Below are 18,998 nucleotides of genomic sequence, written 5' to 3' on the forward strand. Positions count from 1 at the left end.
TCAGACCTCCACCCGCACGAGGCGCGACATGACCCAGGCGCCCGCGCCCAGGAGCAGCCCGGCCACAGCGAGCATCAGCTGGCCCACGGCGCTGGCGTAGAGCGGACGCACGAACGTGCGGTTGGTGAGCAGCAGGTAGCCGAGCATCGCCACCGGGAGCACCCCGAGGATCCAGGCGGAGAGCCGCCCCTCGGCGCTCAGAGAGCGCACCTGCCGGCGTACGAACTCCCGCTCCCGCAGGGTCTCCGAGACCGTCATGAGGACCTCCGACAGGTTGCCGCCCACCTCGCGCTGGATGCGCATCGCCATCACGACCCAGCCGAAGTCGGTGCTGCCCATGCGCGCCGCCACCGCCTCGAGCGCGTCGTCGAGGTCGACCCCCAGCCGCTGCTCGACCAGGGCCCGTCGCAGCTCCCCCGCCATCGGCTCCTCGCCCTCGCGGACGACGCTGTCGATCGACTGCGGCACGGACAGCCCGGCCGAGAGGCTGTTGGCGATCACGCCGAGCGTCGGGGGCAGCTGGGCGGCGAACGCCGCGAGCCTCCGGCCGCGCCGGATCCGCAGGAGGAGGAGCGGCGCCGGCACGGCCGCCAGGAGCAGGACCACCATGAGCGCAGGCCCGCCGACCAGGAGGCCGGTGGCGGCGAGCGCGACGTCGGCCGCCGCCTGCAGCAGCACCCACTCCGCCGGACGGATCGACAGGCCGGCGCCGGCCAGGAGCCGGTTGAGGCGGGTCTCGAGGTCCGCCGGGACCACGGCGCCGACGAGGGCGACCGCGGAGCCCCGCAGGTCCGCCGGGGTGCGGCCACCCGGCTCCCCGAAGTACGCCGCCAGCCGGCGGTCCGCCGTCGGGACGGCTCGGCGACCGAGGAGGAGAACGCCGAGCAGCAGCGTGAGCCCGGCCGCGAGGGCTGCGGCGCCTCCCACCAGGAGCTCCGGTGCGCTCGTGCTCATCGCACCGGCACCTCCTGGGCGAAGACCTCCGGGTCCAGGTGGACGTTGCGCTCGGCCAGCCGGTCGACGAACACGGGCCGCAGCCCCGTCGCCCGCAGCCGGCCGCGAGCCATGCCGTCGGCGTCGAACCCGGCGCTGAAGTCGAACAGGAAGATGTCCTGGAGCGTGACGATCTCACCCTCCATCCCGAGTACCTCGGTGATCGCGGTGACCCGCCGCGTGCCGTCCTTGAGCCGCACCTGCTGGACGATGAGGTCGATCGCGCTCGACGCCTGCTCCCGGACCGCCCGCACCGGCAGGTCCATGCCCGCCATCATCACCATGGTCTCGACCCGCGCCAGCGCGTCCCGCGGAGAGTTCGCGTGCACGGTGGAGAGCGAGCCGTCGTGACCGGTGTTCATCGCCTGGAGCATGTCCAGGGCAGCCGCGTCGCGGATCTCGCCCACGACGATCCGGTCGGGGCGCATGCGCAGGGTGTTGCGCAGCAGGTCGCGGATCGTGACCGACCCCCGGCCCTCGATGTTGGCCGGCCGCGCCTCCAGCCGGAGCACGTGGTCCTGGTGGAGCCGCAGCTCGGCCGCGTCCTCGATCGTCACGATCCGCTCGTCGGGTGCGATGAACGAGGAGAGCACGTTGAGCGTGGTGGTCTTGCCCGCGCCGGTGCCGCCGGAGACGAGCAGGTTGAGGCGGCCGGCGACGCAGGCGGCGAGCACGTCGGCGGCCTGCCGAGTGAGGGTCCCCGAGGCCACCAGGTCCTCCGCGGTGAACGCGTCGGCGGCGAACTTGCGGATGGTGAGCTTGGAGCCGTCCAGGGCCAGCGGCGGGATGATCGCGTTGACGCGGCTGCCGTCGGGCAGCCGGGCATCGACCATCGGGCTCGTCTCGTCGACCCGCCGGCCCACCCGGGCGACGATCTTGTCGATCGTGCGCCGCAGGTGCGCCTCGTCGACGAACGCCGCGTCGACGCGGGCCAGCCGGCCGGCCCGTTCGACGTAGATGTCCCCGGCACCGTTGACCATCACCTCGGTGAGGTCGGGGTCGCGCAGGTAGGGCTCGAGCGGGCCGTAGCCCAAGATGTCGTCGGCGATCTCCTGGACGACGCGGCCCCGGTCGAGACCTGACATGGGTTGGTCGCTGCCGGCGACCGCGGACTGGAGCGCCGAGCGGACCAGCCGCTCGAGCTCGCCCTGGGTCATGTCGACGTCGTACAGCCGCGGCCCGAGCTCGCTGACGAGCTGCAGGTGGACCAGCCGCTTGAGGTCGGCGAACGGGTCGCGGACCGCCCTGGCCGGCGCTCGTGCGACCGGCCGTGACGGCAGGGACGTGCGGACCTCGGGCACGTCGTGCTCGCGGGTCCGCACCCGCTGGGCCGCGACCAACCGCTCGGCGAGCGACATCTCAGGCCACCTTCCCCGGATGCAGGTGGAGGCGCAGGCGCGCGCCCCGGCCTTGGGCCGTGCCCACCGCCCCGGGCAGCGCGACGTCCCGGGCGACCCGCACCGCGAACGCCGTCAGCCTGCGGCTCACCTCGTGACCGGGCTGGGCCCGCACGATCGGCACCCCCCGGTTGACGCAGGTGAGCACGTCGCGGTTCGACGGGAGCGCCGCCGCCACGCCCAGACCCAGGGTCTTCGCGACCTCGTCGAGCGAGAGCCCGATGCGCGGGTCCGCCCGGTTGACCACGAGCCGCCACAGGTCGCGCGGCACGTTGAGCAGGTCGAGGGTGCCGGCCGCGAGCTTGAGGTTCTTCAGCGAGGGGATGTCCAGAGTGCCGACGAGCACGAGGAGGTCGCTGTGGTCGAGGGCCTGGAGCGCGTGGTCGTCGAAGGCGCCTGCGGTGTCGACCACCACGGCGTCGTACATGCCCTTGAGGATCCCGAGGACCTCGCCGACCTGGTCGGCGGAGACACTCGTGCCGAGGTGGATCGGCGCGGCCAGCACCGAGAGCCGTTCGGAGTGCCGGGTCAGCAGCGACTCGACGCCACTGACGTCCGCTGCCCCGTGGAGCCGCGCCAGGTCGGCGAGCGTGTGTTGCGGAGCCAGCGACATCATCACGGCCACGTCGCCGCCCTCGACGTCGAGGTCGACGATGCACACCCGGTGGCCGAGGTCGGCCAGCGCCGCCGCCAGGTTGGTGGCGAGCAGGCTCTTGCCCACGCCGCCCTTGGTGGAGAACACCGTCACCAGCGCACCAGGAGGCGCCGAGCCGTCGCCCCGCACACCGGTCGTCGTCATCGCCCGCGCCACCGCCTGCGCCCGCCGGACCGCTACCGCGAGGCCGTGCAGGTCGTCGGTCTCGACCACCTCGCGCACCCCCGCGCGCATGGCCCGGGCGAGCAGGTCGCTGTCGACCGCCGGACGCACGAGCACGACGCCCAGGGCGGGGCGGACGATCCGGTTGCGCGCGGCGACCTCGACCGCACGGTCGACGGCGACCGACGGACCGAGCACGACGGCGTGCTCGGAGGGATCGCGGTCGAGGTGCGGGCCGAGCTGCTCGATCGTGGCGAGCAGGGACACCGAGCCGCGTACGGCGGACCGGATCACCTCGGCGAGGACCGGGTCGTTCTCGACGATCGCGGTCATCGGGTGCTCCCGAAGGCCTCGGGCATGATGTCTTCGGCCGTCACGCCGGGGTTGTCCTCCGCGTGCGACCGCTCGGTCCGCAACGCGAACGCGAGCTCGCCGTTGCGCGCCGCATAGATGACCCGCTCGGCCTGCTCCTGGTCGACCGCGATGGTGAGGATCGTGCGCGGCACCTCCTCGGTCGTCTCGGTGCCGTCGCCCTCCTTCGTGGTGCGTGAGCTCACCGACGTGTCGCCCACCCCGATCACCTGGACCCGCGGCAGCAGGATCCGGGTGTACGGCGGCAGCATCTGCGAGCTGCCGTCCGCCCGGTAGATCTCCGGGTCGCCGGACGCGAAGATCGCGACCCACGATCCCGGGGTCACGAAGCCCGCGACCCGAGCCGGGTCCGTGAGCTCGACGCTGATCGCGAGCCGGTCGTCGGGGATCGAGAGCGTCTGTTCCGAGCCCGGGTCGCCGAGCGCCTGCGCGAGGACCTGCTGGCCCGGGTACAGGGTGCTCACCGCCACCAGGTCGCCGAGGCCGCTCGTGGACGTCAACGCGCCGTCGACGACGTCGTCGCGGACCACCTGCGTCTCCCCGATCCGCCCTGCTGCCGCGGCGTCCGCGACCGCCTCACCCGGCTCGATCACGTCGGTGGCGGTGAGGACGGTGACCAGGTCCTGTCCCTCGGTAGCCCGGGCATCGATGCCCTGGACGTAGACGATGATCATCGCCGCACCCACGGCCGCGGTGGCGAGGGCGACGAGCAGGAGTACCGATCGTCGAGCCATGTCGGGTCCTTCGCTGAGGGCGGCGGCGCATGCCGGCTTCGACGCTCCTCCGGGCGACATGCCCCCTGGACGCCGTCAACGTAGGACTCCCGGAAGCGGGGCGGGACCAGGCCGTTCGTGCCGCTACCCCATTTGGATGAGGCCGCGCGGCGCGTTCTAGACCGGGGCCGGACCCCGTCCCGCGACCGGGCGCGCCGTACGCGTCGATCGGTCGACGTCACACGATGTGCGAGAGCGTCGACGCGTACTGTGGAAGGCGGCTCGGGAGCAAGCGTGGAGGAGCCTGGATGTCCGACGAAAGCTCACAGCTCGTGCCCGACGCCGCCGACCCGGCCCGGACCACCCACGAGCTCGTCAACGTCCTCGCCGCGGCACAGATCCACCTGTTCATGGCCCGACGTACGTTCACCGCGACGGCTGGTGACGCCCACCTCCGACCGGTCGCGGACCTCGACGCGGCAGACCCGCCGACCCCCGCTGCCGTGCTGGCGCGACTCGAGGACATGGTCGGTCGGGCGCTCGAGCTCGCGAATGAGCTGGACGAGACCATGCGGGCCTGCGGCCCGAGGTGACGGTGATGGCCCGGATCCTGCTGGTCGAGGACGACCCCGACGTGGGTGAGGCGCTCACCCTGCTGCTCGAGGATGCCGGGCACGAGGTCCTGCTCGTCGCCACGGGCGAGGTGGCCCTCGCCGCATGCCGGGTCCGAGGCTTCGACCTGGCGATGATCGACGTGAGCCTGCCGGGAGGCATCGACGGCCTCGCCCTCACCCGCGCCCTCAAGGGCGACGCCCGCACCCGGTCGCTGCCGGTCCTGCTCGTCAGTGCGCGGGCACACGAGGACGACGTCGCCGCGGGCCTTGCCACGGGCGCCGAGGCCTATGTCATCAAGCCGTTCCTTCCGGACCGGCTGCTCTCACAGGTCCAGTCCGTCGTCGCGCACCGCGGGCAGCCGGACCTCGACGACGGTGCCGGCACCTAGGGTGGACCGGCACGCCACGGTGCCTCCGTGGGCCTCGACGACCCTGGCCACGATCGCCAGTCCCAGGCCGGTGCCGGAGACCTGGGCGTCCGAGGCCGCGGGTGCTCGGTAGAACGCCTCGAAGACGTGTGCGAGCGCGTCCTCGGCGATGCCCACGCCGGTGTCCGAGACGAGCAGCACACACGACCCGTCCTCGACCCGGCACTCGACCCGGACCTCGCCGCCGTCGGGGGTGAACTTGACCGCGTTGGACACCAGGTTGACCACCACGCGCTCCAGTTGGGAGCTCTCCCCCCAGGTCACGCACGGCCCGTGGTCGGGAACGACCAGGCGCAGGTCGCGACCCTCCAGCGTCTCGCCGACGAGCTGAAGGGCATCGTCGATCACGGCACGCAGGTCGAGTGCGGTCCCCTCGACGAGCACGGGACGGGCCTCGATCCGGGTCAGCACCAACAGGTCCTCGACCATCGCGAGCAGGCGCCGCCCGTTGCGGTCGAGCCGGGACAACAGGTGCCGTTGACGCGGGGTGAGCGGATCACCGCGCGGGGAGCCCAGCACGTGGATGAACCCCAGCATGCTGGTCAGCGGGGTGCGCAGCTCGTGGCTGACGGAAGCCACGAACGTCGACTTCATCCGGTCCACCTCGTGGAGGTGCTCGACGGCCTCCCGCTCATGGGCGAGAGCGTCCTGCAACGCCTGCTCGGCGCGTCGCCGTTCGCCGGCGTCCTCGGCGAAGCAGACGTAGGCGACCCCGCTGTTGTCCTCGCCGGTCCGGCTCAGCGTGAGCAGGACCGCGAGCTCGGTGCCGTCCCCGCGCAGCCAGGTCCATTCGTGGTGCCCGGGGCCGGGGAGCCGCTCGATGCTCGAGGCCAGGGTCGTGAACCCGACAGGTGCTCCCAGCTCGTCGGCCCGGGTGCGCAGCTCCTCCTCGCGGTGGAGGTCGGTGAGCCGCATCCCGTCGACGAGCTCGTCCGCCGGGCGGCCCGACAGGTGCTCGGCGCCGGTGTTCGCGAAGACGATCCGGCCGGTCGGGGTGAGTCCCAGGATCGCCGTACCCGTGTTGGCGTCGAGCACGGTCCTCAGCAGCCTCTCGGAGTCGCGGTGCCCGGTCACGTCGATCCCGGTCATCACGATCGCCCGGTCCTCGCCGCTCAGGCGGGCCGCGGTCCACGCCACGACGTGCCACATAGACGGGCCGGTCAGCCAGGGCAGCTCCACCTCGTCGTGCGCACCGCGCGCCACGAGGTCCCGGACCCGGCGTTCGTCCTCGGGCCTGAGCACGGTCTCCCACGGAGGGCGCCCGAGCACGTCGTCGAGCGCGCGACCGCTCGCCCGCCGGGCCGCCTCGTTCAGGCTGACCACCCGCAGATCGGCGTCCAGGACCAGCAGCAGCGCCCGGGTGGTGTCCACGAGGGAGGCGATGAAGTCGCGTTCCCGGGTCGCCGACGTGAGGGCGGCGCGGCGCTGCCTGGCCGAGATGCCCAGCGTCAGCGTCACCAACGCCAAGGTCGCGATGAACGCCTCGAGCATGGCACCGACAGCCTCGCCCGTCGGCGACTGCAGGACGATGTCACCGAACGGCCCGCGTCCGTACGCCGAGAAGGAGGCAGCGACGACCGCTGCCGACAACACCTCGGTCATGGCGGCCACGCACGTGAGGCGCAGTCCGGCCCAGACGAACACCGCGTAGCTCAGCGAGGAGGTCGGCCAGCTCGGCCCCGGCACGAAGATCACCAGCAGGACGAGCCCGGTCGCGAGCAGCTGGGCCGCGGCCTCCAGCCGCCCCGTGCCCGGCGCCCTCCAGACGTGCCCTCCCGGCTCGTCGCGGTTGCGGCTCGCCGCGAGCATGATCAGCGGGACGACGACCAGGTCCGCGGCCGCGTGCGATGCGGCGCCGGCGCGACAGGTTCCCCAGAAGGACCCGTCCTCGACGAGGCTCACCACAGCGCCGCCGAGGATCCCGAGCACTCCTACGCCGGCAGCGGTCGCCACGACCAGCCGGCGGACGTCGGCCAAGGTCTCCAGACGTGCCGCGCCGCGTCCACCGCCGGTCAGCAGCGCCGCTATCACCACCGCCTCGGTCGCGTTCACCAGACCGAAGAGCACGGCGACCAGTGGCGGGCGGCCGCCGGCCAGGTTGCCGAGCGCGGTGACCAGGGCGAGTGCGGGCACGAGCACCTGCCAGCGCAACGGCCGGGTGAGCAGCAGCAGCGCGACCGACATGCCCGCGGCGGGCCACCACGCGGCGATCTGCGCCGAAGTGGGGGTCGCTCGGATCGCGCCGACACACAACAGGAAGATCGCGCCCATCCAGGCGCCGATGGCCGGCCACCTCACCCCGGGGGCGAGGAGGGAGCGACCGGTCGTGCCTGCGGCGCGCACGGTTCAGCCCGGGTCAGTCGGAGGGGGCCGACGGTCGTCTCCCAGCAGCCGCCGCGCCAGGAGCGCTGCCTGCGTGCGCCTCTCGACGCCGAGCTTCGCGAAGACGTTGGAGACGTAGTTCTTGACGGTCTTCTCCGTGAGGAACATGCGCTCTGCGATCTGCCGGTTCGACAACCCCTCGGCGATGTTCCGCAGCACGACGATCTCCTGGGGTGACAGCTGGGTCAGACGCCCGCCGACCTGGATCGGCGAGCGCACCCGCTCGGCGAGCCGGGCGGCCTGGACGGGGTCGATCAAGGACCCGCCGGCCGCCACCTCGCGCACCGCGGCACCCAGCCCCGCACAGCTCGCCGACTTCAGCACGTAGCCAGAAGCACCTGCCATGATCGCCGCGAGCATGGCCTCGTCGTCGCCGTGCGCGGTGAGGATCAGGGCCTTGATCGACGGGTCCACGGATCGGACCTGGCGGCACACCTCGATGCCGGAGCCGTCGGGGAGCTGGGCGTCGAGGATGGCTACGTCCGGCCGGAGCGCCGGGATTCGGGCCGCGGCCTCCGCCGCCGAACCGGATCCGCCGACCACCTCGAACTCGGGGTCGCTCTCCAGCAACCAGCGCAGGCCCTGCCGCACGATCTCGTGGTCGTCGAGCAGGTAGATCCTGATCATCTCGCCGTCACCTCGTCGGTCGGCGCCTTCACCTCTCAGGGTGCCGCCCGCTCCGTGGGGAGACCAGTGTCTGGCGGGCACCCGCACCGGGACCTTCGACCCGGGCCGCTGCGGCGCTCGGACCAGGGTCCTTGGTCCCTGTTTCGGCCCGGAGGCACGGGTCAGGGTCGGACCACCGACGCAGCACCGCACCGACCCACATCGCTGGAGGGCAGCATGCAGGGATCCACGAATACGCTTCGTGACGAGAGCGGCGAGCGTCGGGCCGCCCGGGGGACCGATGCTGATGTGCACCGGCGTCGGTCCCTCGGGCGCAAGGCGGTCCGCGACCTCGCGGAGCACCTGGTCGTCGAGTACAGCGGCGCGCTGGCGCCGGGGCGGGTGACCGCCACGGTGTGCCGTGCCTACGTGGTCGTCGTACGCGACCGGGTCCCGCCCGACCTGCAGCTGGAAACGTGCGAGAGCATCGCCCGGCGCCGCCTCACCGACCTGGTGGCGGCCGGGCTTCGCCCGGCCCTGGCAGCCTCGTGAGCCCGCTCGTCAGAGAGAGCCGCTGCTCGAACGGGCGGCCGGGCAGCTGATCGTGCGGGTGTACACCGGCCCCGTCCACTCCCCGAGGTGCGAGCGGATCGTGAGGGTCCACTGGGTCGCGGCGAGGTCGTTGGACACGCTCCCCGAGGACAGCGAGGCACGGGGGGTCGTCGACGAGGTGCTCCGCGACACGCCGCGGCCGGTGAGCGTGTAGTCGTACGACGCACCCGCCGGGCCGGCGTCGGTGAACGAGGTGACCGAGACGTCGACGCCCTCGGTGAAGAACGGGAGCGCGCACCGGTAGGTGCCGGTCACCGCCGCCGGGACCTCCATCCGGTCCGTGCCCACTGTGAGCGTGGGCGTCCGGGTGGCGGTGAACCTCGCGGTCGCGACCGAGGGCACCAGGAGCAGGCTCACGACCACGAGCACCACCACCGCGAGGCGGCGGCTGTGGTCGATCCTGGTCATCGGCGTGCTCCAGACGTGAGGGGTGCTGCACCAGCCACGATGCCGCGGCCGGTTCAAGGAGCCCGCGGACCCGTCTCAAGACTCCCTCAAGAAATGACATCATCGGCGCATGGAGACCGACGTGGGGCCCGTCTCGGAGGGACGGGTCGCGCTCGTGGTGGAGGACGACGAGGACATCAGCGCGCTCATCGAGTTCACGCTCGAGACGCAGGGCTTCGAGGTGATCGCCGTCACGTCGGGTCTCGAGGGGGTCGAGGCGGTGCGGGAGCACCGCCCGGACCTGGTCACGCTCGACCTCGGGCTGCCGGGCATCGACGGCATCGAGGCCTGTCGGCGGATCCGCGAGATCAGCGACGCGTACGTCGTGATGATCACCGCCCGCGCCGACGAGATCGACCGTCTGCTCGGTCTGGAGACCGGCGCCGACGACTTCATCTCCAAGCCGTTCAGCGCCCGTGAGCTCAAGGCCCGCGTCAACGCGATGTTCCGCCGGCCGCGCACGGTCGGCGGAGTGCACGTGCCGGAGACGCACGAGGACGCCCACGAGGTGCTCCTCCACGGGCCGCTGCGGGTCGACGTGGAGAGCCGCCGGGCGTTCCGCGGTGCCGACGAGCTCGTGCTGACCCGCACGGAGTTCGACCTGCTCACCGAGCTGATGCGCACGCCGTCGCGGGTCTGGTCGCGCGAGGCGCTGCTGCGCACCGTGTGGGGCACCGACTGGGCCTCCGACACCCACCTGGTCGAGGTCCACGTCGGCAACCTGCGCCGCAAGCTCGCCGAGGGCACCGACGGCACCACCCGGTTCATCCGGACCGTGCGCGGGGTCGGCTACCGCATGGAGCTGCCGGCGTGAGACCTGCCGGCGTAAGACCCGGCGCGGGTGGCCGCGCTCAGCCGGCGAGGTAGGCCTCGAGCGCCTGCTTCAGCCGCTCGGCCGCGGGCCCGAGTGCGCGAGCCGCCGCGTGCGCGCCCGGCAGGTCCAGGCCGCGCAGGTGACGCTCGAGGGCGGCACCCAGGGACGCGAGCTCGTGGGCGCCCAGCGTGTCGGAGGAGACCTTGAGGCTCAGCACCGCGTCCATGGCCTCGTCCGGGTCGTAGGCGTTGAGCGCCGCCAGGACCCTCCCGACCCGGCCCGGCAACATGCGCAGGTAGCGCCCGGCCAGGACGAGCGCGAGCTCGCCGTCGTTCGCATGGCCGGTCAGGCCGGTGAGCGCGACCGGGTCGAAGACGGGCGGCGTGGCGATGACCTCACTCCTCACGGGAACGGCCTTCCTCGTCGGCCGGGGCGTCGTGGTCCTTGCGCCAGATGGTGCCGAGCCCGAGCAGCAGCATGCCGCCGAACGCCACCCAGAACACACCGTGCTGGACCGCCGGTGACCGGAGCACGCGGATGGCCGAGCCGAGCTCGGGCACCACGGCCCGCAGCTGCCAGACCTGGTCACCCTGGAGCGTCGCGGTCCACGGGTCGGGATCGTCGTTGGCATCGCCCTGGGTGCGGATCGCGACCGTGCCGTCGTGGTGGCGGAGCACCTCGATGACCCGGTGGGTCTCGACCCGGTGGTCCTCCACCGGGATCTGGTAGGTGATCACGTCGCCGACCTCGACCTGCGAGACCGGCTTGGACACGGACACGACGACATCGCCGGGTGAGATGCCCGGCTCCATGCTCCCGGTGAGCATGGTCGAGGTGCGATAGCCCAGCACGTGCGGGCCGACCGCGAGCAGCGCGAACAGCAGGAGGCAGCCGACCAGGGCCAGGTCGGTGAGCACGGCGAGTGCTCGGCGGGCCGTCGTACGCCGTGCCGGAGCCGGAGCGTCCGGGACGACGGGGGCGCGGTGCCGTCCGGTGTGCGTGGTGCTGCTCATCGCGGTGTCCCTCCGTGGTGGTCGTGATGACGAACCGGTGCGGCCGCCCGCTCGGCGAGCGACCGCACCGGAGACTCAGCCATGCCCAGATCAGCCAGGCCCAGATCAGCCGGGCTCAGGTCAGCGCGACTCGGCGGCGCGCTGGGTGGCGAGGAACGCGAAGGACACGGTGTTGGACAGACCCTGGAAGGTGTTGTCCGCCGAGACCGGCAGCGTCACGGTGGCGCGCAGGTTCGCCGTCGCCGCGTCGCTGTTGAGCGCGGTCGTCGCCGCTCCGAGGTCGAGGTCGCTCCCGATCACCGCCCGCTGGGCGATCACGGTCGACGCCGTGCCGGCGCAGGTCAGGTCGTGCGTGGTCCCGACCTGCGTCCACGGGACCGTGCACTGCTCGAGCTTGAGCTGCAGGCCGTTGGCCGCGTCGGAGGTCAGCAGGTTCGCGGTCGACCCCGTGGTGGTGAGCTTGACCGAGCCGAAGCGCTCGGAGTCGCTGGACCGGGTCAGCACGATCGAGCGCTGAACGGTGTCGCCGGGCACCAGGTTGGTGGCGTCGATCGAGAGCCCGTGCGCACCCTCGGCTGCGGACAGCACCACCTTCCCGCTGCTGACGTCCTCGGTGGCGCTGGTCGACGAGGTGAACGAGCCGTAGGTGCCGAGGCCGGCCACCCCCGCGGCCGCTCCGGCGAGGACGACGGAGGCGAAGATCTTGCCGGTGATCGTGTGGGTGCCGATACGCATTGCTGATTCCTTTGCTGGTGACCAGCTCGGCGGGTCTCGCTGCTGGTCGGTTTCGGGTGATGACCAGCACTCTGCTCCGCCAGGTTCAAGCGACCTCCAGGCGAAGCGCGCGGTTTGCGCAAGGAACCAGCAAGGATCCTGAGGCCGGGGGTCGCCCCGGCACCGGACGCCGGCGACGCGTCAGTTCAGCATGCGCATCGTGGCGGGCACTCCCCCGCCGCGGTGCACCTCCTCGACCAGCTCCTGGAGGGCGGTGAGGGCCACGTTCTGAGCCATCGGACCGTAGGAGACCCGGGCGACGCCGAGCTCCTCGAGACGCGCAAGGGCGGGCACGCCGGGGATGCCGATCATCGTGAGCCGCTGCGGCCCATAGGCCTCGACGAGCGTCGTGACCTGGTGCTCGTCGAGCTTCGCGGGGACGAACACGACGGGAGCACCTGCGTCGAGGAAGGCCCGGCCGCGCTCGGCAGCCTCGGCGAGCACCTCGGCCTGGTCACGGTCGCGCCCCTTGACGAAGGCGTCGGTGCGGGCGTTGAGCACGAAGTCGACGCCCTCCTGCTCGGCCACGCGCATGATCTTCTCGACGTTCGCCGCGGCCTCCGCGATCGGACGCATCTGGTCCTCGACGTTCGCGCCGACGACGCCGAGGCCGATCGCGCGGCGCACCGTCTCCGCCGGGTCGCCGTACCCGCCCTCGAGGTCGGCGGTCACCGGCAGCTCGGTGGCGGCCACGATCCGGCCGACCGCCTCGAGCATCAGGTCGACGGGGATCTGCTCACCGTCGGGATAGCCGTACGACGCGGCGATCGAGTGGCTGGCGGTCGCGAGAGCCGTGGTGCCGGGGACGTCGGCCACCACCCTCGCGGAGATCACGTCCCACACGTTGACCACCGTGAGGAGCTCGGGCGCCTGGTGCAGACGCAGGAGGGTGGTCGCCTTGGCCTTGATCTGGTCGTCGCTCATGGGCCGAGCCTAGCCAGGTCCCGGGACCGCCGAGTCGGCGCAACTGCAGGTCCCAGGACCGCCGAGTCGGCGCAACTTCAGGTCTCCGAACCGCCGAGTCGGCGCCCTTCTGCCGCTACTCCCAGAAGACCCGGTCGACCACCGCTCTCGCCAGCCGGGTGTAGCGCAGCTGGTCGTTGACCATCGCGTCCGAGGAGCCGGCCGGGTAGCCGAGGACCGCGGCCACCGCCGCGCGCTCGCGGATGTCGCGCGGCAGCTCCTCGGCGGCCTTGCCGCGCACCAGCGTCACGGCGTTGCGCACCCGGCTCACCCGCCGCCAGGTCTGCTGGAGCACCGCCGCGTCCTCCTCGGTGACCAGCTCCGCCTCGCGGGCCGCCGCGAGGGCGTCGAGGGTGCGCGAGGTGCGCAACCCCGGCACCGAACCGGCGTACCGCATCTGCAGCAGCTGGACGGTCCACTCGATGTCGGCGAGGCCGCCGCGGCCGAGCTTGAGGTGGGTGTGCGGGTCGGCGCCGCGCGGCAGCCGCTCCTCGTCGACCCGCGCCTTGATGCGGCGCACCTCGATCACATCGTTCGCGCTCAGCCCGTCGGCGGGGTAGCGCAACGGGTCGATCAGCTCCTCGAACCGGCGGCGCAGCTCGAGGTCGCCGACCACGGCGTCGGCACGCAGCAGGGCTTGGGCCTCCCAGACCTTTGACCACCGGGCGTAGTAGGCGGCGTAGGAGTCCAGCGTGCGCACCAGCGCGCCCTGCTTGCCCTCGGGGCGCAGGTCAGCGTCGATCTCCAGCGCGGGATCGGGCCCGGGGAGGGCCAGCAGCCGGCGCAGCTCGTTGGCGACCGCCTGGGCGTACGACGACGCCGCCTGCGGGTCGGCCTCCGGCTGCGGGTCGTGGACGAACAGCACGTCGGCGTCGCTGCCGTAGGACAGCTCGAACCCGCCGTACCGGCCCATCGCGACCATCGCCATCCGGGTCGGCGCCTCCGCCAGTCCGCGCTGCCGGCGCACGGCGCGGCCGGCCACGTCGAGGGTCGCCTCGAGGGTGGCGTCGGTGAGCCGGGACAGTCCGGCACCCACCACCGCGACGTCGGTGAGCCCCAGCAGGTCACCCGCGGCGATCCGCAGCAGCTCCCGGCGCCGTACCCCACGGATGGCGAGCACCGCCGACTCGGCCGCCTCGTGGCGTCCGGCCAGGGAGAGCATCTCCTCGGTCAGCACCTCCGAGGAGAGCGGGGTGAGGTCGCCGCCGAGCATCCGCACCCCTTGCGGCTCGCGTTCGAGGAGGTCGGTGGCGTAGCGGGAGGTGGCCAGGACCCGGGCCAGCCGCTCGGCGACCTCGCCCTCGTCGCGCAGCGTGGAGAGGTACCACGGCGTCGTGCCCAGCGACTCGCTGATCCGGCGGAAGCCGAACAGCCCGGCGTCCGGGTCGGGTGCGTCGGCGAACCAGCCGAGCATCACCGGCAGCAGGGTGCGTTGGATCTGCGCCGCCCGGCTCACCCCGGACGTCAGGGCCTCCAAGTGCCGCAGGGCCGCAGGCGGGTCCAGGAAGCCGAGCGCGGCCAGCCGCTTGCCGGCGGCCTCGGGCGAGAGCCGGGCCTCGTCGCCGGAGATCTTGGCGACCGCGGCCAGCAGCGGGCGGTAGAACAGCTTCTCGTGGAGCCGCCGGACCTCGCGGCGGTGGTGCTGCCAGGTCTTGTCCAGGACGCCGACCGGGTCCTTGAGGAAACCGAGGCTCCGGCCGAGCCGCCGCAGCGACACCTCGTCCTCAGGCACGACGTGCGTACGCCGCAGCCGGTGCAGCTGGATCCGGTGCTCGAGGGTGCGCAGGAACGCGTACGCCTCGTGGAGGGAGACGCCGTCGTCGCGCCCGACGTACCCGCCCCGCGTCAGCTCGGCCAGGGCGCTCAGCGTGGCGCCCGCTCGCACGTGCTCGTCGGCCCGTCCGTGCACGAGCTGCATCAGCTGCACGGCGAACTCCACGTCGCGCAGGCCGCCGGAGCCGAGCTTGAGCTGGCGCTCGGCCTCGCGGGCGGGGATGTGGTCGACGACCCGGCGGCGCATCGCCTGGGTGTCCTCGACGAAGCCGTCGCGCTCGGCGGCGCTCCAGACCATCGGCCGGGTCATCTCGACGAACTCACGGCCCAGCGGGAGGTCGCCGGCGACCGGGCGCGCCTTGAGCAGCGCCTGGTACTCCCAGGTGCTCGCCCACCGCTCGTAGTAGCCGCGGTGGCTGGCGATCGTGCGCACCAGTGGCCCGGCCTTGCCCTCGGGGCGCAGCGCGGCGTCGACCGGCCAGATCGTGCCCTCACCGGTGTGGTCGGAGCAGATCCTGATCAGGTTGCTGGCGAGCTGGGTCGCGGCCCGGAGAGCGGCGTTCTCGACGGCGCTGTCAGGCACTCCGTCGGCCGGTGCCCACACGAAGATCACGTCCACGTCCGAGACGTAGTTGAGCTCGTGCCCACCGCACTTGCCCATGGCGATCACCGCCAGCCGGGCCAGGGACGCGTCCTCGCCGACGCGTTGCCGGGCCACTGCGAGAGCGGCGTCCAGGGTGCCGGCGGCGAGGTCGGACAGCTCGGCGGCGACGTCGTCGACGCCGAGGTGATGGGACAGGTCGCGCGACGCCAGCCGGAGGAGGAGACGCCGGTACTCCACGCGCAGGGCGTCGACCGCGACCTCGTCCGGCAGCGTCGCGACGGGCTCGCTGTCTCCGGCGTCGGCGCCCACCACGGCCAGCAGGCTCTCGCGCAGCGCCCAGGCCGCGGGCCGCGTCGAGCCCAGCAGCGGGTCGGCCAGCTCGCGCCAGTGGTCGGGGTGGCGAGCGAGGTGGTCGGCGAGGGCCGGGCTGGCGCCCAGGACGCTGAGGAGCCGCATCGCGGTGCCCTCGTCGTCGACGAGGGCACCGAGCATCTCCTCGGGGTCGCTGACCGCCTCCATCAGGCGCAGCAGCCCGGCGGTCGCCTCGTCGGGGTCGGCGGTGCGAGCGAGCAGCGCGAGCAGCGGGGGCGCCGCGTCGCCCGCACGCTCCAGCGCGGGCAGCGCTGCCTCGGGATCGCGGAAGCCCAGACGCAGCAGGTTGCCCGTGCTGGTCACCGACCGGCTCATCGTCCCGCCGGCTCCGCCACCAGCGCGGCGAACCCGCTCGCGAGCGGCCGCCAGGCGTCGTCGAGCTCCGCACGAGCCGCGTCGATCTCACGCAGCATCGCGTCGGTGTCGATGCCGCGGGTCTCGTGCGATCCGCGGTCGTCGTCGGCCCACGGCTGCAGCACCGCGAGGTCGACCTCGGGGTGGAGCTGGAGCCCCCACATCCGGGAGGCGTAGCGCACGGCCTGGACCTCGCCGTCCGGTGCGGCCGCCAGCAGCACGGCGTCGCTCGGCAGCGCCGTGACGACGTCGTCGTTCCAGTGCACCCCGCGCCGCGGGGTCGCCAGCGGCCGGAAGAGCGGGTCGTCGGCGGCCGCGTCCGTCCAGCCGACGTCCAGCAGGCCGACCTGCTGGCCGTGGGTGTTGCGCTCGACCGTGCCGCCGAGCGCGGCGGCGATCAGCTGGTGCCCCAGGCAGATGCCGAGGGTGGGCAGCCGGGTGGCGCGCGCGTCGCGGATGAGCTCCTTCAGCGGTCCCAGCCACGCGTGCCGGGCGTCGTCGTTCGCGCCCATCGGGCCGCCCAGCACGAGGAGGGCGTCGTACGACGAAGCCTCGGACGGCCCGGGCAGCTCATCACCCGCATAGGGACGGCGTACGTCGAGGTCGCAGCCCGCGTCGGTGAGCCAGGTCCCCACCCACGCCGGCGGGCACTCCGCATCGTGCTCGACCACGAGGACCGTCGGCCGCACCGTCAGACCACCGGCAGCATGCGGTCACGCTCGAAGGCCGAGACCTGGCCGCGGTACTCCTCCCACTCCGCACGCTTGTTGCGCAGGAAGAAGTCGAACACGTGCTCCCCGAGGGTCTCGGCGAGCAGCTCGGAGTGCTCGGCCACCGCGATCGCCTCCGACAGGCTCTTGGGGAGCGGCTCGATGCCGAGGCTCTTGCGCTCGCGCTCGGTCAGCGCCCACACGTCGTCCTCGGCCTCGCGCGGCAGCTCGTAGCCCTCGGCGATACCCTTCATGCCCGCTGCCAGCGTGACCGCGAACGCGAGGTAGGGGTTGCAGGCCGCGTCGATGGTGCGCAGCTCGATGCGGGTGGACTGGCCCTTGTTGGGCTTGTACATCGGGACCCGGATCATCGCCGAGCGGTTGTTGTGGCCCCAGCAGATGTAGGAGGGCGCCTCGCCGCCGAACATCAGCCGCTTGTAGCTGTTGACCCACTGATTGGTGACGACGCTGATCTCGCTGGCGTGGCGCAGCACGCCGGCGATGAACTGCCGGCCCGTCGTCGAGAGCTGGTACTCCGCCCCGGCCTCGAAGAACGCGTTGCGGTCGCCCTCGAACAGCGAGACGTGGGTGTGCATGCCGGAGCCCGGGTGGGTGGTGAACGGCTTGGGCATGAACGTCGCCCACACGCCCTGGCCGAGCGCCACCTCGCGGATCACGGTGCGGAACGTCATCACGTTGTCGGCGGTCGTCAGGGCGTCGGCGTACCGCAGGTCGATCTCCTGCTGGCCCGGGCCGCCCTCGTGGTGGCTGAACTCCACCGAGATGCCCATCGACTCGAGCATGCTGATCGCCTCGCGGCGGAAGTCCGCACCCATCGACGTCGCGGTGTGGTCGAAGTAGCCGCTGCGGTCCACGGGCTCCGGCTCGGCGCCGGCCACCGGCGAGTCCTTGAACAGGTAGAACTCGATCTCGGGGTGGGTGTAGAACGTCAGCCCCTGGTCGGCCGCCTTGCTCAGCGTGCGCTTGAGCACGTGCCGTGGGTCGGCGTACGACGGGGAGCCGTCGGGCATCACGATGTCGCAGAACATCCGCGCGGTGGACGGTCCCTCACCGCGCCAGGGCAGGATCTGGAACGTCGAGGGGTCGGGCATGGCGAGCATGTCCGCCTCGTAGACCCGGGCGAAGCCCTCGATCGCGGAGCCGTCGAACCCGATGCCCTCCGAGAACGCCCCGTCGAGCTCGGCCGGTGCGACCGCCACCGACTTCAAGAACCCCAGGACGTCGGTGAACCACAGCCTGACGAACCGGACGTCCCGCTCCTCGAGAGCGCGGAGCACGAACTCTTCCTGCTTTCCCATGGCCGCACCCTATCGGCGCATCCGCCACCCACCAGACGCCGAGTCGGCGCAACTGCACGCGTCAGCACCCCCGAGTCGGCGCAACTGCACGCCCCACACCGCCGAGTCGGCGCAACTGCACGCGTCAGCACCCCCGAGTCGGCGCAACTGCACGCGTGAGCTGACAAGAGGAGCGTGCAGACGCGCCGACTCGACCCCTCAGCGCGAGCAGACGCGCCGACTCGACCCCTCAGCGCGAGCAGACGCGCCGACTCGCGCAACAGATGGGGTCAGCCCTGGGGCTGCTTCCCGCAGATGTTGACGTCCTGGGAGCCCATCACGCCGTCCCAGACGGTCCGCATCGGGGCCATCCACGGCTGGGTCACGTCGGCGTAGGCGATCGACCCGCGGACCCGGTGCCGGACACCCTCGACCCACACCTTGCGGACGGTCAGCGGGATCGACACGGCGTCCGCGTCGGTGCCGGCCCAGCACGCCGTGCCCCGCGACTTCGTCCGCGCCTCGCCGAACCCGACCTCGTCGCCGACCCGCGTGCCGCCGTACCGGAAGACCGTGGTGGTGAGGTAGCCCGTGTGCCCCTCCCAGGGCGCCATCACCGTCATCGACATCCCCTGGATGCGCTTGCTCGGCACCGTGTAGACGACGCTGCCGTCCTCGACGGTGCGCTGGCCGCTGGTCCAGACGCGTACGCCGGAGCTGGTCGAGTCGTCCCAGCGCGCCTGCACCAGGCGGACCTGGCAGCCGTCGCACCCGGGCATCTCGAAGGTGATCGTCGTCTTGGGCACCGCGCGGTCCCCGGACGGCACGGGTGCGGTCGCGTCCGCAGCCGTGCCGCCGGTCGCCACGGCACCGGCCAGGCCGGCGACCACGGCGGCCGCTGCGGCGACGCGACGACGGACCGGGCTGATGCTGCTCATGGGG

Annotated in this window: 19 protein-coding genes; 4 read left to right on the top strand and 15 right to left on the bottom strand. The window is 72.7% G+C overall.

Features of this window, described 5'->3' with window-relative positions; translation table 11 throughout:
* From AC3ANS_RS13280 to cpaB, 4 genes are read right to left on the bottom strand one after another with little or no spacing between them, the layout of a single operon-like run.
* Positions 1-954 carry a type II secretion system F family protein gene (locus AC3ANS_RS13280; RefSeq protein WP_488292065.1) on the bottom strand — a complete coding sequence of 318 codons (954 nt, stop codon included), beginning with the start codon at positions 952-954 and terminating at the stop codon, positions 1-3.
* Positions 951-2,351 carry a TadA family conjugal transfer-associated ATPase gene (locus AC3ANS_RS13285; RefSeq protein WP_488292066.1) on the bottom strand — a complete coding sequence of 467 codons (1,401 nt, stop codon included), beginning with the start codon at positions 2,349-2,351 and terminating at the stop codon, positions 951-953. Before AC3ANS_RS13285 ends, AC3ANS_RS13280 begins: the two co-directional genes overlap by 4 nt.
* A 1-nt stretch (position 2,352) precedes the next feature.
* The gene (locus tag AC3ANS_RS13290) at positions 2,353-3,540 is read right to left on the bottom strand and encodes a CpaE/TadZ family protein (RefSeq protein WP_488292067.1); all 1,188 of its coding nucleotides are present in this window, start codon (positions 3,538-3,540) and stop codon (positions 2,353-2,355) included.
* Positions 3,537-4,313, bottom strand: coding sequence for a Flp pilus assembly protein CpaB (cpaB, locus tag AC3ANS_RS13295; protein WP_488292068.1), 777 nt, complete (start codon positions 4,311-4,313; stop codon positions 3,537-3,539). The genes AC3ANS_RS13290 and cpaB overlap by 4 nt, the downstream gene beginning before the upstream one ends.
* A 287-nt stretch (positions 4,314-4,600) precedes the next feature.
* Here cpaB and AC3ANS_RS13300 point away from each other — a divergent pair, with 287 nt between their 5' ends.
* Positions 4,601-4,885 (top strand): hypothetical protein, encoded by a 285-nt coding sequence (locus AC3ANS_RS13300; protein WP_488292069.1) that lies wholly within the window; start codon positions 4,601-4,603, stop codon positions 4,883-4,885.
* A gap of 5 nt (positions 4,886-4,890) precedes the next feature.
* Positions 4,891-5,295, top strand: a complete 405-nt coding sequence (locus AC3ANS_RS13305) for a response regulator transcription factor (protein WP_488292070.1) — start codon at positions 4,891-4,893, stop codon at positions 5,293-5,295.
* On the opposite strand, the gene AC3ANS_RS13310 is transcribed toward AC3ANS_RS13305, so the two are convergent.
* Together AC3ANS_RS13310 and AC3ANS_RS13315 are read right to left on the bottom strand one after the other, a co-directional pair.
* Positions 5,230-7,677, bottom strand: coding sequence for an ATP-binding protein (locus AC3ANS_RS13310; protein ID WP_488292071.1), 2,448 nt, complete (start codon positions 7,675-7,677; stop codon positions 5,230-5,232). The two genes, AC3ANS_RS13305 and AC3ANS_RS13310, sit on opposite strands and share 66 nt — an antisense overlap.
* Before the next feature lie 3 nt (positions 7,678-7,680).
* Positions 7,681-8,343: a response regulator gene (locus AC3ANS_RS13315; RefSeq protein ID WP_488292072.1), complete on the bottom strand. Its 663-nt coding sequence runs from the start codon at positions 8,341-8,343 to the stop codon at positions 7,681-7,683.
* Positions 8,344-8,631: 288 nt separating this feature from the next.
* Between AC3ANS_RS13315 and AC3ANS_RS13320 the strand changes: the two genes are divergently transcribed.
* Complete coding sequence (locus AC3ANS_RS13320) at positions 8,632-8,874, top strand: hypothetical protein (protein WP_488292073.1); 243 nt, start codon at positions 8,632-8,634, stop codon at positions 8,872-8,874.
* A gap of 9 nt (positions 8,875-8,883) precedes the next feature.
* On the opposite strand, the gene AC3ANS_RS13325 is transcribed toward AC3ANS_RS13320, so the two are convergent.
* Positions 8,884-9,342 (bottom strand): hypothetical protein, encoded by a 459-nt coding sequence (locus AC3ANS_RS13325; RefSeq protein ID WP_488292074.1) that lies wholly within the window; start codon positions 9,340-9,342, stop codon positions 8,884-8,886.
* A gap of 109 nt (positions 9,343-9,451) precedes the next feature.
* Here AC3ANS_RS13325 and AC3ANS_RS13330 point away from each other — a divergent pair, with 109 nt between their 5' ends.
* Positions 9,452-10,195 (top strand): response regulator, encoded by a 744-nt coding sequence (locus AC3ANS_RS13330; protein WP_488292075.1) that lies wholly within the window; start codon positions 9,452-9,454, stop codon positions 10,193-10,195.
* Between the two features lie 37 nt (positions 10,196-10,232).
* Here the strand turns inward: AC3ANS_RS13330 and AC3ANS_RS13335 are convergent, their stop codons facing one another.
* From AC3ANS_RS13335 to AC3ANS_RS13370, 8 genes are all read right to left on the bottom strand, one after another.
* The gene (locus tag AC3ANS_RS13335) at positions 10,233-10,601 is read right to left on the bottom strand and encodes a hypothetical protein (protein WP_488292076.1); all 369 of its coding nucleotides are present in this window, start codon (positions 10,599-10,601) and stop codon (positions 10,233-10,235) included.
* Positions 10,591-11,208, bottom strand: a complete 618-nt coding sequence (locus AC3ANS_RS13340; RefSeq protein WP_488292077.1) for a signal peptidase I — start codon at positions 11,206-11,208, stop codon at positions 10,591-10,593. The genes AC3ANS_RS13335 and AC3ANS_RS13340 overlap by 11 nt, the downstream gene beginning before the upstream one ends.
* A gap of 120 nt (positions 11,209-11,328) precedes the next feature.
* Positions 11,329-11,943 (bottom strand): TasA family protein, encoded by a 615-nt coding sequence (locus tag AC3ANS_RS13345; protein WP_488292078.1) that lies wholly within the window; start codon positions 11,941-11,943, stop codon positions 11,329-11,331.
* A 180-nt stretch (positions 11,944-12,123) separates the two neighbouring features.
* Positions 12,124-12,906, bottom strand: a complete 783-nt coding sequence (locus AC3ANS_RS13350) for an isocitrate lyase/PEP mutase family protein (protein WP_488292079.1) — start codon at positions 12,904-12,906, stop codon at positions 12,124-12,126.
* A gap of 115 nt (positions 12,907-13,021) precedes the next feature.
* Positions 13,022-15,997 carry a bifunctional [glutamine synthetase] adenylyltransferase/[glutamine synthetase]-adenylyl-L-tyrosine phosphorylase gene (locus AC3ANS_RS13355; RefSeq protein WP_488292080.1) on the bottom strand — a complete coding sequence of 992 codons (2,976 nt, stop codon included), beginning with the start codon at positions 15,995-15,997 and terminating at the stop codon, positions 13,022-13,024.
* An 8-nt stretch (positions 15,998-16,005) separates the two neighbouring features.
* Positions 16,006-16,737 (bottom strand): type 1 glutamine amidotransferase, encoded by a 732-nt coding sequence (locus AC3ANS_RS13360; RefSeq protein ID WP_488292081.1) that lies wholly within the window; start codon positions 16,735-16,737, stop codon positions 16,006-16,008.
* Positions 16,738-16,739: 2 nt separating this feature from the next.
* Positions 16,740-18,077 (bottom strand): glutamine synthetase family protein, encoded by a 1,338-nt coding sequence (locus AC3ANS_RS13365; protein WP_488292082.1) that lies wholly within the window; start codon positions 18,075-18,077, stop codon positions 16,740-16,742.
* A gap of 269 nt (positions 18,078-18,346) precedes the next feature.
* A complete protein-coding gene (locus AC3ANS_RS13370; RefSeq protein ID WP_488292083.1) occupies positions 18,347-18,994 on the bottom strand; it encodes a hypothetical protein in 648 nt (215 codons plus the stop codon).
* Between the last annotated feature and the right edge of the window lie 4 nt (positions 18,995-18,998).

Source organism: Nocardia sp. 149-1B (genome assembly GCF_057747975.1).